Source organism: Synechococcus sp. UW106, assembly GCF_900474015.1.
Taxonomy (GTDB): domain Bacteria; phylum Cyanobacteriota; class Cyanobacteriia; order PCC-6307; family Cyanobiaceae; genus Parasynechococcus.
On sequence record NZ_UCNV01000004.1, the window covers coordinates 105,427 to 118,222 of the forward strand.

Here is a 12,796-nt window from a genome sequence, read left to right on the forward strand (position 1 = left end):
GTCAGTCTTCAAGCATGAAATTGCCATCTCCTTCGCTGTGCTCCAACAACGTGTTCAGCTGACGGGCGTGATCACCGTTGTCGTTGTCGAGGGCGGCCAGCATGGATTCTGCGGTCGCCCGTCGCCCCCGCACATCGCGATGACCTTCACGGGCCGCAGCTTGCTCGACCTGGCGACGGGCGCTGGCGAGGCTGATGCTCAATCGACTCGCCAGCTGAGCGCAAAGTTTGACGAGGGTGGGGTCTTGAATCGCAGCCATCGCATCCAACCGAGGGTCTTCAGTATCCGTTGAAGCGATCCAGGATTAAGCGTGCCAGCTGATCGCTCCCTCCTGCAGGTCCCATCCGCTGAGCACCGATACGTCCCAATTCTGTTCGTATTGCGGGGTCTTTTAGCAGTTGTTCCAGTCGCGCGGTGAGCTCGGCTTCGCCAGAACATGGACGAACAGCTCCGCCTAGGAGACGACTTTGGCGGCGGGCGAAGCCTGGCTTGAATTGCGGCCCTGCTCCAGGCAGGGACAGGGCTGGAATGCCCAGACCCACCAATTGTTCTGTTGCCGTTCCGGCCGTTGCAATGCCGGCTTCCGCCCAGCCGGCCCACTGATCAAAGCAACCTCGACCGATCAGCACGAGGCAAGCTCCTTTTACCCAGCACGCTTCGGCATGCAGTTGATCCGAAGGAGGAAGGCTCCGTCGAAAACCCAGCTGTTCAAGACTGTCATTCAGGGCTGCTGCATCGGGTTGGGCGCCCACCGCCACGAGCAGTGCCATTGGGACACGGCCGGGCAGGGCCATGGCGCTGCGCATCAATCGCTGCAGGTTGCGCTGGGCTTCCGGCATGCGACTGCCGCAGAGCAGAAGCACCCGGCGGCAGCGTTCCAGGGCTGATGGCAGGGGTTGGATCCGAAGGCCATCCATCATCGGATTGCCCGGCGCTAGCGCATCCACTCCTTTGCGTTGCAGGCCACGGGCCGTGAGCCGATCACGCATGGCCACCAGTCGACAGCGCCGCGAGCGCATCAAGCGCCATTCCCAGGGATCCCACTCACTGCCTTTGAGCCGGTGATAGCAATCGCTTCTTGACCGTCCGGGCCCGCTGCGCCAGGTGTAGTCGCTCTTGGGGGTGCCGATGAAACCGAAAGGGGAGCCACTGCTCCAGGCCATCAGCAGCGGCAGCAGATCGCCGACGGCAACGATGGGTTGGTGTTTATGACCCAGGCGACGCACGAGACGCCACTGGGTCCAGCTCAGGGTTGGAAGACCAGCGCTGAGGTCCGTCAGCAGTCCCCGCAGGCTTTGGTTGCTGAATCCACCGCTTGGTAGAGCCGCTTTCGGCCCCATGCGCGTTAACCATCCCTGCTGAACTGCAGCATCAAAAACACGGCCCGTTCCCACCAGAGGAAGCACGGATAGGGAAAGTCGGGGAGCACGTCGATGGAGGGCCTGGATGATCCGCAGGGTGATCAGGTCTTCTCCGTGGCCGTTGCAGAGAAACAGCAGAGAGCCAGGGGCATGGCTGATACGATCCCCTGATGGGAGCGGCTGTTCCCCAGCGGCGGCATGGCCAAGTGGTAAGGCAGAGGATTGCAAATCCTTTATCCCCAGTTCGAATCTGGGTGCCGCCTTTGAATCCTCGTCACAGTTGAGCCTCCGCTCTCATTGCGGGAATGTTGCGTGAGTGACTCTCGCAGTTGACGGTTTCGGCATCAATCCAACAGCTGCCAGTGGCTGTGCGTGCCACTGGCAGGCCCGTGGGGAGTCCTCTGGCGTCAAAGCGGCCCCATGCGGTGCTGAGCAGGCTCGCGCTCCAGCTGCGCTGATCCAAGCGGCAGCCGGAGCGGTCACAGAGAAGCGGACTGCCCTGGTCTCTATCAAGGCTCACGAAGCTCAATTGAAAACTGCCCCCCGTCGCCTCATCGTCTCCGATGAAGCGAAGCCGCAGGCCACTACTTCCGTTCGCACTGATCTGGAGGCGCTGGCAATCCAAGGGACGCCCGTCGACAACGATGCGGCATTTTGAAGGCGTGTGCTCCAAGCGGCCAAAGGTCAGCATTGGATTGGCCGTTGCAGGAACGGCGAGCAGCAGGGAAGCCAGCCACAGGCGGATCATCAGTAATCGCTGTCGGCGACGCACATGCCCAGGCATCGAATCCCGTTGCTGGCGGTTCTTCGGCAGTGGTTGCAGAGGATGCGTTCCTCGTTGGCAGACGATCCCTCCACAGCCTGATCGGGCGATGTCGCAGGCTCCTGTGGGGGGGAAGCGGTCATGACACAGCGGGATGGGATGAAGGCGATCATGGCTGGCAGCAGCGTCGCCCCGTTGAACGGCATCGGTTTTGGCACCTGGGCCTGGGGTAACAAGGCGGTTTGGGGATACGACCCCGAGCGGGACGATGGTCGACTGCGCGATACGTTTCGACAGGCCCTTAGTTCTGGGCTCAACCTGGTGGATACAGCGGATTCCTATGGCACGGGGAGGCTGAATGGGCGCAGTGAAGAGCTTCTTGGCGAATTCATTGCTGAGTTGCCAGCCCTTCGTAGATCCCAGTTGACCGTCGCGACAAAGTTGGCACCCTTCCCCTGGAGATGGGGCCGTCGAGGATTCGATGCCGCCTTTGAGGCCAGCCGAAAGCGTCTCAAAGGGCAGCTCCAGCGGGTGCAGTTGCACTGGAGCACCGCGCGCTATGCGCCTTGGCAAGAGGCAGGCCTTCTCGATGGCTTGGCTGAGCTCGTGCTTTGTGGCCGGGTCTCCGAGCTGGGGCTCTCCAATTTGGGCCCCCAGCGCTTGGAGTTGATCCATAGCCGTCTGTTGGCGCGCGGTGTTTCCCTGCGCAGTGTTCAGGTTCAGTGTTCACTTCTGGCGCCTGGGGATGATCAGCTGCACGAGTTGATTGCCTTCAGCAGGGACCGGGATGTGGAGGTTTTGGCTTACAGCCCTCTGGCCTTTGGCGTCCTTGGATGTCCTCCCGGGGCTGAGCAGACGCTTCCCGCAACCTGGTTGAGACGTCGTCTGTTCCGGCGACTCCTCCCCGCAAGTTTTGAGCTGCGCAGTGTGATGAATGCCATCGCCATCGAGCATGGGGCAACGATGGTGCAAGTCGCCTTGAATTGGTGCAGAGCAATGGGTACGACTCCGATCCCTGGGCTGCGAACTCCTCACCAAGCAAGGGATGTTGCCGGTGCACTGCAGTGGTCTTTGTCGACGCAGGAACGCCAGCGTTTGGATGCTGCCCGATGCAGTTGCAGCGAGCGGATGCCCGCTAATCCATTCCAGAGTCGCTAAGCGAGATGCTCAGGCCTCCGAGGCGGATTCGGGGGCTGGACTCACCACGACTGGGAGGCTGTCTCCGTTGGTGCGAATCGGAATGACCTTGTCTTCGGAGGTTTCCCGGGGAGTGGGAGCGGGGGAGGCCTCCTGCTGTTGTGCGCAGGCGGTTAGCGCTTCTTGCAGGAGTGAATCGAAGGTTGCTCCGGGCAGTCGATGCCGGGCGACCTCCAGAAATGTGCGAGGCAGGGATTCGCTTGCAGCGCTCTTTAAAGCAGGGTTGTTCTGACGGTTCTCCTGCTCATCCTGAATGGCGCGGATGAATCGACGGGTGACGTCGCGTTTAGTGGACGCCTTGATCAGGGTGTCGCGCTCCTGAGGGCCATGACTGAGCTCCTGCTCCATGTCTTGAATCCGCCGCTCAAGGCTTTCCAAAACCTCTTGGGCTTCTTTCCCGATGTGGGCCAACTGCCCATCTGAGAGGTATGGCATGTCAGCCACGAAGACCTTGCCGTGATCTCGCAATGTGAGGAACGTCGGCCTTGCACCCTGCCTATAGCCCTGCTGCCTGTCTTGTCCGGAAGCTAAAGGGCGTCTTGGTGGAACCGGTCCTGCAGACGATCGACGTCGCGTGATGCGCTGAGGCTTATCAAAAGGCATTGAAAAATAAATGTATTGACATTGCTATCGGAAAAGATCCCGATGTGCTTGGCAGCAGCCTATTCGATCCTTTCCGGTCTGGTGCTCAGCTGCCTTGAACCCGTCTGAAACTGACGCAATCAGGAGGGCACCCCCTCCAATGCCGGGGTGTTGCCCGGGTCGTTGGACTTGGACGCCACGTCGCCAATCACCCAGGCCTGATGTTGTTTGACGCGGCAGTAATCGATGACAGTGCCTTCGCTCCCTGCCGGCACAACCAGACAGAAACCGATGCCGAGGTTAAACGTGTGCCAGAGGTCCCGTTCGGGAATGTCTCCTGCGTCCTGAAGCCAGCGGAAGAGTGGAGGCCTGGTCCAGCTGGTGGCGTCGATGCGAGCAGATAAGCCTTCTGGCAGGCACCGCGGCAGGTTTTCCGGTAGTCCCCCGCCTGTGATGTGGGCCATGCCGTGGAGCTCACATCCGCCCTGCAGCAGATGTTGCACGAGGTCGGCATACAGGGTTGTGGCTGCCAGTAGGTCGTTGATCAGAGGCCGCTGGTCAGCGCCATAGACGGTGCTCGCATCAGCATTGGCGCGTTGCAGCACCTTGCGCACCAAGCTGAAGCCATTGCTGTGCACGCCGCTGCTGGCCACACCGATCACGCTGTCGCCAGGCTGGATGCGCTGGCCGTCAATGAGTTGGTCTTCTTCGACGACGGCCACGCAAAAGCCGGCGAGGTCGTAGCGCCCCTTGGGATAGAACCCCGGCATCTCCGCGGTTTCTCCACCGAGCAAGGCACAGCCGCTTTGCCTGCATCCATCGGCGATTCCCTCCACAACCTCAGCCATCGCCGACGGCGCCAGCGCGCCAGTGGCCATGTAATCCAGAAAAAAGAGAGGCGCTGCTCCTGAGGTGATCACATCGTTGACGCACATCGCCACCAGGTCGATGCCCACGCCGTGATGGCTGCCATGCTCTTGGGCCAGTTCCAATTTGGTTCCGACGCCATCGGTGCCCGACACCAGCAGGGGCTTTCGCAGGCCGCTGGGGAGGCGCATCAGCCCCCCAAATCCCCCTAGGCCTCCGATGACCTCCGGTCGGTGGGTGGCTTCCACAGACGCCTTGATGCGCTGCACGAACGCACGTCCGGCTTCGACGTCAACTCCAGCGCTCTTGTAATCCATGGAATGAATCCGTTGCAATAATCCTGCAATGCCGGGGCGCCTGTGCGGCTTGAGCTGCCGGCACAGCTTCTGATTCGATCTGCTTATCGGCCCTTTATTCCCGGCTTATGAGTGGGGGCTTGCTTTTGGGCGTTGATCTGCCAGTCAGTGCGGGGATTGCCGGTGCAGTCGGGCTTTGGTTGTTGTGACGGTCGTGGCGATGGGGCCCCATTTTCTTTCGGGAGTGGTTTTTTTAGGTTCCCAGGCAACTGTTTGATTAGGCCAGTCAACGCTCGAGAACTGCCACTTCAGTTCAGTTTCGTTGGTCACGCCGCTCTGCATGCGAGTCCTTCTGACGGTGGCCACGCTCTCCGGAGCGATTTCAGGGAGTGCTGCACTTTTGCCGGTGGTGGCAAGCGATTTTCTCGCTGTTGATGGTGCAGAACCCCTGGATCCCCTCGATTTGGTCGTCGAGCCCCAGGTGTCTGAGTTGCAGGCAACGCTCTCCCCTTTAGAGGTAAAGCAAGTCGATGCACCCCCTGCAGCGGAGCTCCCCAAGCCCAAGCTGAAGGTCGTCCCTGAAGTCGTCAAAGTCATCACCGGAGAAGCCAGTTGGTATGGCCCCGGTTTTTATGGCAACCGAACAGCGAATGGCGAGGTCTATCAGCCCGGCACGATGACGGCGGCCCATCGCACGCTCCCCTTCGGCACCAAGGTTCGTGTGACCAATCTTTGGAACGGGCGAAGCGCTGTTATTCGCATCAATGATCGTGGGCCCTTCGTTTATCACCGTGTGATCGACCTCGGCCACGGCGCCGCCTCCGATCTTGGGCTGACCGCCTCTGGAATTGCCCAAGTCAAGCTTGAGGTGCTGCGCTGAGCCTTGTTGTTCTCTCCACGCAAGCCGAGCTGGAGATCTTCCGGACTGGCCTCCATGGACCGCTTCAATTCGTGCCCACCATGGGTGGTTTGCATGAAGGCCACGGCCAGCTGATTCGCCGAGCTCGCCAACAAGGTCCTGTTCTTGTGAGTGTGTTCGTCAACCCACTCCAATTCGGTCCTACCGAAGATTTTGACCGCTACCCCCGCGCTCTTGAGGCGGATCGGGTTTTAGCCCAGGGCAGTGGCGCCAATGCCCTCTGGGCTCCGACTGTCGACACGGTCTACCCCGGTGGACTCAATGCAGCTGTGCCCCGGTCAGCGCCAGCCGCCCTCCAGTCCCATCTCTGTGGCGCATCCCGTCCAGGTCACTTTGATGGTGTGGTCACAGTCGTGGCACGTCTCCTGCAGCTGGTGAAGCCCTCATGTCTTTGGCTGGGTGAAAAGGATTGGCAGCAGCTGGTGATTCTGCGCCGGCTGGTCGCTGATCTTGATTTGAACCTGTTGGTGCAGGGGGTTCCCACGCTTCGTGAAGCCGATGGCCTGGCATTGAGTTCCCGCAACCAGTACCTCTCTGCTGCGGATCGTGAGCGTGCTTCTGCTCTGCCAGCAGCTTTGCGCCGTGCTGATCAGAACGAACCCAAGGATTCAGTCCGCAGGAGCCTGTGTGATGCAGGGCTTGAGGTGGAGTATGTAGAGAGGGTCGATCCCCTCAGTCTTCAGCCCTGTGGGTCTGAAACCGCCATCTCGCTGCTGGCCGCTGCGGTGCGCTGCGGGACGACCCGTTTGATCGATCATGTCTTCCTGATGACTCGCCAGCCTCTCGTTGCCATTGATGGCCCGGCCGGTGCCGGGAAAAGCACCGTTACTCGGGCTTTTGCTGAGCGGTTGGGGCTGGTCTATCTCGATACCGGCGCGATGTACCGGTCGGTGACCTGGTTGGTGCAACAAAACGGTGTGGACCCCCAGGATGCGACGTCCATTGAGGCTCTCTTGAACGTCTTGGATCTTCAGCTGCGGTCGCTGCCCGGTGGCGGCCAGCAGGTGTTGGTGAATGGGCAGGACGTGAGCGATGCGATTCGTTCTCCTGAAGTCACAGCGTCGGTCTCGGCTGTGGCGGCTCACCGCTGCGTGAGGCAAGCGCTGACGGCACAGCAGAAGGCGATGGGTGCCAAGGGTGGCTTGGTGGCGGAAGGTCGCGACATCGGCACGGCTGTTTTTCCGGATGCTGATCTAAAGGTGTTTCTGACGGCCACGGTGGGCGAGCGCGCCCGGCGTCGAGCCCTTGATCTCGAGCAGCGGGGTTTCCCGGTGCCTGAGCGATCTGAGCTCGAGGCACAGATCGCCGAACGGGACCATCTCGATAGCACCCGCGAGGAAGCCCCCTTGGTGCAGGCAGAGGATGCTGTGGAGCTCGTCACCGATGGCATGAGCATTGTGGCTGTGATCGACGCCCTGGTGACGGAGTTCCGCTCTCGGGTCGCCGAGGAGGCATGGCCTACGCCGGAGGGCTGAGTTCGTCGAGCAGGTTGGAACAGGCATCCTCGAGCAGGTCGAGCACATGCTCGAAGCCCGCTTCGCCTCCGTAATAGGGATCTGGAACCTCCGTTTCAGAGAAGCTGCGGGCGTAGCTGAGCATCGGTTTGATGGTGGCTGTCGCCCTTGGGCCAGCTTCCCTGGCCAGTCCTTGCACGGCGGTGAGATTGTCGTCGTCCATGGTCAGCACCAGATCGAAACTCGAGAAATCGTCGAGGCTGATCTGTCGTGCGCGGCTGGGCAGCTGAATGCCGCGGCGGTTGGCCGCTCCCTGCATCCGTCGGTCCGCCGGATTGCCCACATGCCATCCGCCTGTTCCGGCGGAATCCACCACGAACTGATCGCTGAGACCACGTTCCTGCAGCAGATGCAGAAACACGCCTTCGGCTGCTGGAGAGCGGCAGATGTTGCCAAGGCAGACGAACAATACTTTCATCATTAGCTTTAGAGAACTTTTTTGTTTTCGATGTGATGGATAGAAGTCTTATTTTTTGATTTTAGTATTGCCTTGTCAAGGCGTGCAGAGAGGACTGGATCTGTTTCGTTTGCTTTGGCTTCACTTAAAAGTTCAATTGAATTGGCATTGCTAATTCCTTCCAGCGCCAAGCATGCGCTGTAGCGCAAACCCCAGTCTTCAGGTGAATGAAGTGTCCATTCAAGTTTGTTGAAAACGGCATGCAGTGATTGCGACGAAATCTTTGCGTTCCAATTGATATCGCCAAGGGCACACGCAGCGACGCGTCGAATGTTTCCTTGGCAATGATTGCCAATTTCGACACCAATGGCATCAATCAGTGCGTTTGCGTAATCGGGATTTTTGAGTTCAGCCATGGCCTTGATCAGCCCCATTGTGATGTCTTGATCCGATTCTGAGAAGTACAGATCAAGAAGATCGATTTTGAAATGATCAGCGCCACGGACGAGTTGTTTTATGCCTGCTTTTCTGCTCGTCAAGGATGGTGACCTTAGGTTGTCGAATGCATCTGAAAGTAGATCGCTTTCTATTGAGTCGTCTCCTGAATAGGTTTCTGGAATTTGGTTGTCTTGCTCAATCAATAGGTTCCCCGAAAAGTTGTCTCTGGCGAGACTGTCAAGTGCTTTGAAGAGAGAGGAATGAATTGATGCGAGGTCGCTATCTGGAATAGAATCTGCTTGATTGCTTCGGCTGAGTGATTTATTGAGTATGGCTTTTATGGCAAACATCTTGACGTTGTTGGGGATCCTGGAAGTCAGGATTGGATCTGTTGCCTTGATTGTTCCGATACGGGCTAGGTCGAATGCAGCGGATTGCCTGATGAAGCGATTCTGGTGATCAAGAAGTGAGATAACTTTGTTTAAATAAGTTATATCACCTGTGTAGCTGTAGAAAAAAGCTGCGGCAGAGCCAACAATCCTCTCAGATTTATCCTTAAGAAAGGGTTGGATCTTTTCTGAAATATCCCACAGTCTTTGCTCTGTTAAAGCTTCTATAAGCGCTTCTATTGGTTTGTTGGGAATGTCTCGCTCAAGGTAGCTTATGAGTGAGCTTGAGCATTGATCACTCTTGATTTCAATTAGGGCTCTAAGTGTTGCTTCATGCAATTGCACGTCATCTGTTTCTAGTGTTTTAAGAAGCTCTGGTAAACAGCGTGAGTCTTTGATCATTCCCAGTGATCTTGCTGCTTGCCTTCTTAGGGGGTATCCACCTGTACATGTTTTGTCCCTTTCGTCTAAAAGGCATTCCACCAATCGTGGTACTCCCTCAACCGATCTGTTTTTCCCGAGCCACCAAGCACCGTGATAACGCACACCCGCATCTTGGTGGTCGAGGGCTTCAAGAGCGGCTGTGACTGAGTCAATTGGAATCAAAGTAGTTTTGTTTAACAAAACTTGCTTTGCATTCTATAGGCTTGCCCCACTGTCTCAGGCGCTTAAGAAATGGTCTTTGTATCTATGCTCATGAATGAATGTCTTGCTCCCACTTTGCTTCCCATGATTTTGTTCGTCTGAATTGAAATTCTCCTGCAATGGCGCCCCAAAGTCTTTCATTCGTTTTTGGGTCATGACCACGGTCAAGAGTTTTTAATGAGTCCTCCTGGAGGTGAAAAGTGCTGACCAGGACTGTTTCTTGCCCATTTCGGGTAACCATACACTGACAGCCTGGTTCGATCGATCCATGATATCCGTCGCTCTTGTGTTCAACTTGGTAGTGACATTGGTCAAGGCAGATCAGGTCGCTGTCTTGAATGGTCTGTCGACATTCTTTGTCAAAGGTTGCTTTGGCAAATCTTGATGGCTCGCGGAAGGTATGGTTCCACAACTTAATAATTCCAGGTGATTGTTCCTCTGCTCTGATCATGCGTAGTCGGTAAGGATTCTTTGGGTCAACTGCATAGCTTTGCTCTAACAAAATAGACCCGGGTTGGAGATGTTCTAAAGGTCGGTATCTCAGGAAAATATGTGCAAAGAAAGGCGGGTTATCCAATGCTTGCTTCTGATTGCTGTATTCGCCGCAAAGCAAGCTGAGAAAGTTCTGCTCTGTTGGGGTCATTTTTAGAATCCTGGCCCAAGCTGTTTGAACAAAAAAAAGCCCTCCATGAGGAGGGCTGTCAGATTGTGATCTAACCGATCAGGTCAGAGCATTGATGGCGTAGTCGATGTAGCTGTTGGCTTCAGTGGCAGCGTCGCCAGAGAGGCCGTGGTTCGCCTTGATGTGCTTCAGAGCTTCCACGTACCAGGAAGGGGAGAGCTCAAAAGTACGGTTGATTTCGGCCAGACCGGCAATCAGGTAGTCGTCCATGGGGCCAGTACCACCAGCGACCAGGCAGTAGGTGATCATGCGCAGGTAGTAGCCCACGTCACGGGAACACTTGGCCTTGCCTTCGGGAGTTGCTGAGTAATTTGGCCCCGCCATCTGAGTGGTGTAGGGGAACTTGGTGTACACAGCTTGAGCTGCGCCATTCACCAAGGAATCGGCTTTACTCGTGAGGGCTTTGGCCGCTTCGAGACTGGCTTTGGCGCGATTGAAACGGCCGGAGGCCGCCTGAACTTCGGTGTTGCTCAGGAAACGACCCTGGGAATCAGCTGCTGCAACAGCTTCGGTAAGAGGGGTTTTCATTGGTTGATAGGAGAAGTGAAAGACGTCGGATTAACGCGTCGATCAGGCGACGGATGCTGCGGCCTTATCGAAGTAGGTGCCGATCTCGCTACTCAACGAGGCGCAGTCGCCATTGGAAATACCTGCTTTGTCGTTAACGATGGAGAGGGCAGCCTCCTTCATCAGGTTGACGCCGGCTGCAACCGAAGCACCAGGGGTACCAAGAGCCAGATAGGTCTCACGCAGGCCATTCAGGCAGCGGTCTTCCATCACGGAAGCGTCGCCGGTGAAAGCGGAGTAGGTGACGTAACGCAGGATGATCTCCATGTCACGCAGGCAAGCGGCCATGCGGCGGGAGGTGTAAGCGTTACCGCCTGGTGAAATCAGCGCAGGCTGCTGGGCAAACAGCTGGCGGGCAGCCGAAGCAACAATGCTGGAAGCGTTGCTGGAAATGCGGTTAACGGCATCCAGACGCTTGTTGCTGTCGGAAACCATGGCTGCGAGAGCATCGATCTCGCTGGTGCTGATGAATTGTCCCCGGGCATCGGCCTGGGCGACAACCTTGGTGAAGGCGTCGAACATGGTTGTTGTTCCTGTGAACTACGTCTGGAGGGGGAATCTCAGACATGAAAGGGATGAGCTGAGGCTATTGCCTCCATCCCGTCGCCTGCGATTCTGACCAACAGCTCGGGAGGCTCCCGAAAGCTGTTCATAATGCTTAACTCCCTTGCTACAACAAGGAAGTGGCGAGGCTTTTCTCAAAGATCGAAAAGCACCTCGTGGATGTATGCCTCAGTCCACTCACTGCCGTGAAAGCGGGTCAACATTCCGCGGGCCGGGTCTTTTTCGGCGCGATAGTCGGTGTAACGACGTTGACCAGCGAAGAGAACCTCAGAGCGCTGGTCAGAGACAGGTTCAGCCGTGGCCGCAAGCCGCAGATAAAGAGACAAGTACTCATTGAAAGCAGGTCGCACCACGTTTTCGATCAGGTGAGCCCCTTCGTCCCCAAGCGGAAGACGGGTCCAGAGAAAGCCAGGAGAGAAGAAGGGCTGGGCTTCCTCGGGGATCGGTCCGCCGTCAGGTAATTTTTCGCGCCATCGCTCAAAAATTGGCATCAACTGATCCCAAACCGGCCGCGTGTGCTGCTCATCACTTTTATCGGCGGGCTGAAGGTCAAGTGCAAGTAGATGACCACCCGGCAGGGTGACGAGATCACCTCCAAAAAAGGGCAAGTCGAACTTGGAGGATGGATTAATGACGAAATTCAGCACCGATGCTGCGTCACCACCATTCACACACGCAGCACGAACTTGCCGGAATTTTTCAGTGCGGCAAGCCCATGTCGCTGTGGTCACGGTGACTGGCTTGGCCTTGGAACCGATTTGTCCCTGCTTGAATAAAAAATCTTGCTCAATTGGGTACGGCTCTGGCTCAAATGAATCGAGTGCCGCAACCGCGTCATCAAGAAAAGGCTGCCATGACCAGCCCGGTATTGCGAGCCGATCAGAGCTATTAGTGCGCTGGAGAGTCATGGTTTAGCAGATTCAGGGAAGAGAAATTCGTGCAGGAAACGATCAGACCATTCACTGCCAAAATGACTGCTGAAAAGGCCATGCGCAGGATCTCTCTCGGCGCTGTAGATGTCGTAGTTTTTTTGAAGTTGCTCTACTTTTTCAGGATTGATGAACGATGAGTTTTTAACTGCTTCGTCGTGCAAGTTCCAATAAGCTTTTAGGAAAGCGCTAAAGGCAGGAGGCAGTGATGTTGTGGCCTGTTCCGAGCCGCCACGGCAGAAAAGCAACCATGAGGAAAAATACTGATTTGGGTCGAAAGACCGCATGGTTTCCTCTCCATTGAGATCCGGAAATTCAGCGTTCAGTGACTTCAGCCCATCGAAGTAACGTTCTAAGTAATCCTTGTCTTGAACAAGGGGCTGGAAATCTAGAACTGCCACTAACTTCTGCTTGGCTCCGAACCAGAGAAGATCAACTCCCATCAGAGGATGGTCGTAGGCGTACTCGGGATAGGCAACTGAATTCAGCACCTGGAGGCTGTCGCCAGCATCCAATCTTGTGACACGCCAACGACGAAATCCAGGAACGTCCCAAAGCCAGCTTTGGATCGTGCTGGAGCGCTTGGATGATTGATTGTGTTCCAGACCAGGGGGAACCTCAATTGGCACAGCGCCCCGGGCTTTGATCCCTGAATGCAATTCATCAAGAAATGGATCAAACATGAT

General features: G+C 56.7%; 16 protein-coding genes and 1 tRNA gene. 4 read left to right on the forward strand and 13 right to left on the reverse strand.

Annotation, left to right across the window (positions count from 1 at the left end; genetic code table 11):
- Position 1 precedes the first annotated feature (1 nt).
- On the reverse strand, positions 2–259 hold the full coding sequence (locus DXY30_RS03485; RefSeq protein ID WP_115093443.1) for a hypothetical protein: 258 nt from the start codon (positions 257–259) through the stop codon (positions 2–4).
- A gap of 19 nt (positions 260–278) precedes the next feature.
- Entirely contained in the window at positions 279–1,499 is a 1,221-nt protein-coding gene (locus DXY30_RS03490) for a lipid-A-disaccharide synthase-related protein (protein WP_115093389.1), read from the reverse strand.
- Between the two features lie 54 nt (positions 1,500–1,553).
- Here DXY30_RS03490 and DXY30_RS03495 point away from each other — a divergent pair.
- Positions 1,554–1,624: transfer RNA gene (locus tag DXY30_RS03495), tRNA-Cys, on the forward strand.
- 11 nt (positions 1,625–1,635) lie between these two features.
- Here the strand turns inward: DXY30_RS03495 and DXY30_RS03500 are convergent.
- Positions 1,636–2,109: a hypothetical protein gene (locus DXY30_RS03500; protein WP_244281230.1), complete on the reverse strand. Its 474-nt coding sequence runs from the start codon at positions 2,107–2,109 to the stop codon at positions 1,636–1,638.
- Complete coding sequence (locus tag DXY30_RS13880) at positions 2,109–2,267, reverse strand: hypothetical protein (protein WP_170951116.1); 159 nt, start codon at positions 2,265–2,267, stop codon at positions 2,109–2,111. The genes DXY30_RS03500 and DXY30_RS13880 overlap by 1 nt, the downstream gene beginning before the upstream one ends.
- On the opposite strand from DXY30_RS13880, the gene DXY30_RS03510 reads away from it, so the two are divergent.
- Positions 2,266–3,282 carry an aldo/keto reductase gene (locus DXY30_RS03510; protein ID WP_170951117.1) on the forward strand — a complete coding sequence of 339 codons (1,017 nt, stop codon included), beginning with the start codon at positions 2,266–2,268 and terminating at the stop codon, positions 3,280–3,282. The genes DXY30_RS13880 and DXY30_RS03510 overlap by 2 nt on opposite strands.
- A 9-nt stretch (positions 3,283–3,291) precedes the next feature.
- On the opposite strand, the gene DXY30_RS03515 is transcribed toward DXY30_RS03510, so the two are convergent.
- Both DXY30_RS03515 and purM read right to left on the reverse strand, forming a co-directional pair.
- The gene (locus DXY30_RS03515; protein WP_115093392.1) at positions 3,292–3,924 is read right to left on the reverse strand and encodes a histidine phosphotransferase; all 633 of its coding nucleotides are present in this window, start codon (positions 3,922–3,924) and stop codon (positions 3,292–3,294) included.
- A gap of 119 nt (positions 3,925–4,043) precedes the next feature.
- Positions 4,044–5,087, reverse strand: coding sequence for a phosphoribosylformylglycinamidine cyclo-ligase (gene purM / locus DXY30_RS03520; protein ID WP_115093445.1), 1,044 nt, complete (start codon positions 5,085–5,087; stop codon positions 4,044–4,046).
- Positions 5,088–5,406: 319 nt separating this feature from the next.
- Here purM and DXY30_RS03525 point away from each other — a divergent pair, with 319 nt between their 5' ends.
- Both DXY30_RS03525 and DXY30_RS03530 read left to right on the forward strand, forming a co-directional pair.
- Positions 5,407–5,946, forward strand: a complete 540-nt coding sequence (locus tag DXY30_RS03525; RefSeq protein ID WP_115093446.1) for a septal ring lytic transglycosylase RlpA family protein — start codon at positions 5,407–5,409, stop codon at positions 5,944–5,946.
- Positions 5,943–7,460 (forward strand): bifunctional pantoate--beta-alanine ligase/(d)CMP kinase, encoded by a 1,518-nt coding sequence (locus DXY30_RS03530; protein WP_115093393.1) that lies wholly within the window; start codon positions 5,943–5,945, stop codon positions 7,458–7,460. Before DXY30_RS03525 ends, DXY30_RS03530 begins: the two co-directional genes overlap by 4 nt.
- Here the strand turns inward: DXY30_RS03530 and DXY30_RS03535 are convergent.
- The 7 genes from DXY30_RS03535 to DXY30_RS03565 all read right to left on the reverse strand — a co-directional run bounded on the left by DXY30_RS03535 (position 7,444) and on the right by DXY30_RS03565 (position 12,793).
- Entirely contained in the window at positions 7,444–7,920 is a 477-nt protein-coding gene (locus DXY30_RS03535; RefSeq protein WP_115093394.1) for a low molecular weight protein-tyrosine-phosphatase, read from the reverse strand. The two genes, DXY30_RS03530 and DXY30_RS03535, sit on opposite strands and share 17 nt — an antisense overlap.
- A 5-nt stretch (positions 7,921–7,925) precedes the next feature.
- Positions 7,926–9,329: a HEAT repeat domain-containing protein gene (locus DXY30_RS03540; protein WP_244281232.1), complete on the reverse strand. Its 1,404-nt coding sequence runs from the start codon at positions 9,327–9,329 to the stop codon at positions 7,926–7,928.
- An 88-nt stretch (positions 9,330–9,417) separates the two neighbouring features.
- Entirely contained in the window at positions 9,418–10,011 is a 594-nt protein-coding gene (locus DXY30_RS03545) for a chromophore lyase CpcT/CpeT (RefSeq protein ID WP_115093395.1), read from the reverse strand.
- Between the two features lie 78 nt (positions 10,012–10,089).
- Positions 10,090–10,578 carry a phycocyanin subunit alpha gene (cpcA, locus tag DXY30_RS03550; protein WP_115093396.1) on the reverse strand — a complete coding sequence of 163 codons (489 nt, stop codon included), beginning with the start codon at positions 10,576–10,578 and terminating at the stop codon, positions 10,090–10,092.
- A 42-nt stretch (positions 10,579–10,620) separates the two neighbouring features.
- The gene (locus DXY30_RS03555; protein ID WP_115093397.1) at positions 10,621–11,139 is read right to left on the reverse strand and encodes a phycocyanin subunit beta; all 519 of its coding nucleotides are present in this window, start codon (positions 11,137–11,139) and stop codon (positions 10,621–10,623) included.
- A 176-nt stretch (positions 11,140–11,315) separates the two neighbouring features.
- Complete coding sequence (locus DXY30_RS03560) at positions 11,316–12,089, reverse strand: phycoerythrobilin:ferredoxin oxidoreductase (RefSeq protein WP_115093398.1); 774 nt, start codon at positions 12,087–12,089, stop codon at positions 11,316–11,318.
- Complete coding sequence (locus DXY30_RS03565; RefSeq protein ID WP_115093399.1) at positions 12,086–12,793, reverse strand: 15,16-dihydrobiliverdin:ferredoxin oxidoreductase; 708 nt, start codon at positions 12,791–12,793, stop codon at positions 12,086–12,088. Before DXY30_RS03565 ends, DXY30_RS03560 begins: the two co-directional genes overlap by 4 nt.
- Positions 12,794–12,796: the final 3 nt, after the last annotated feature.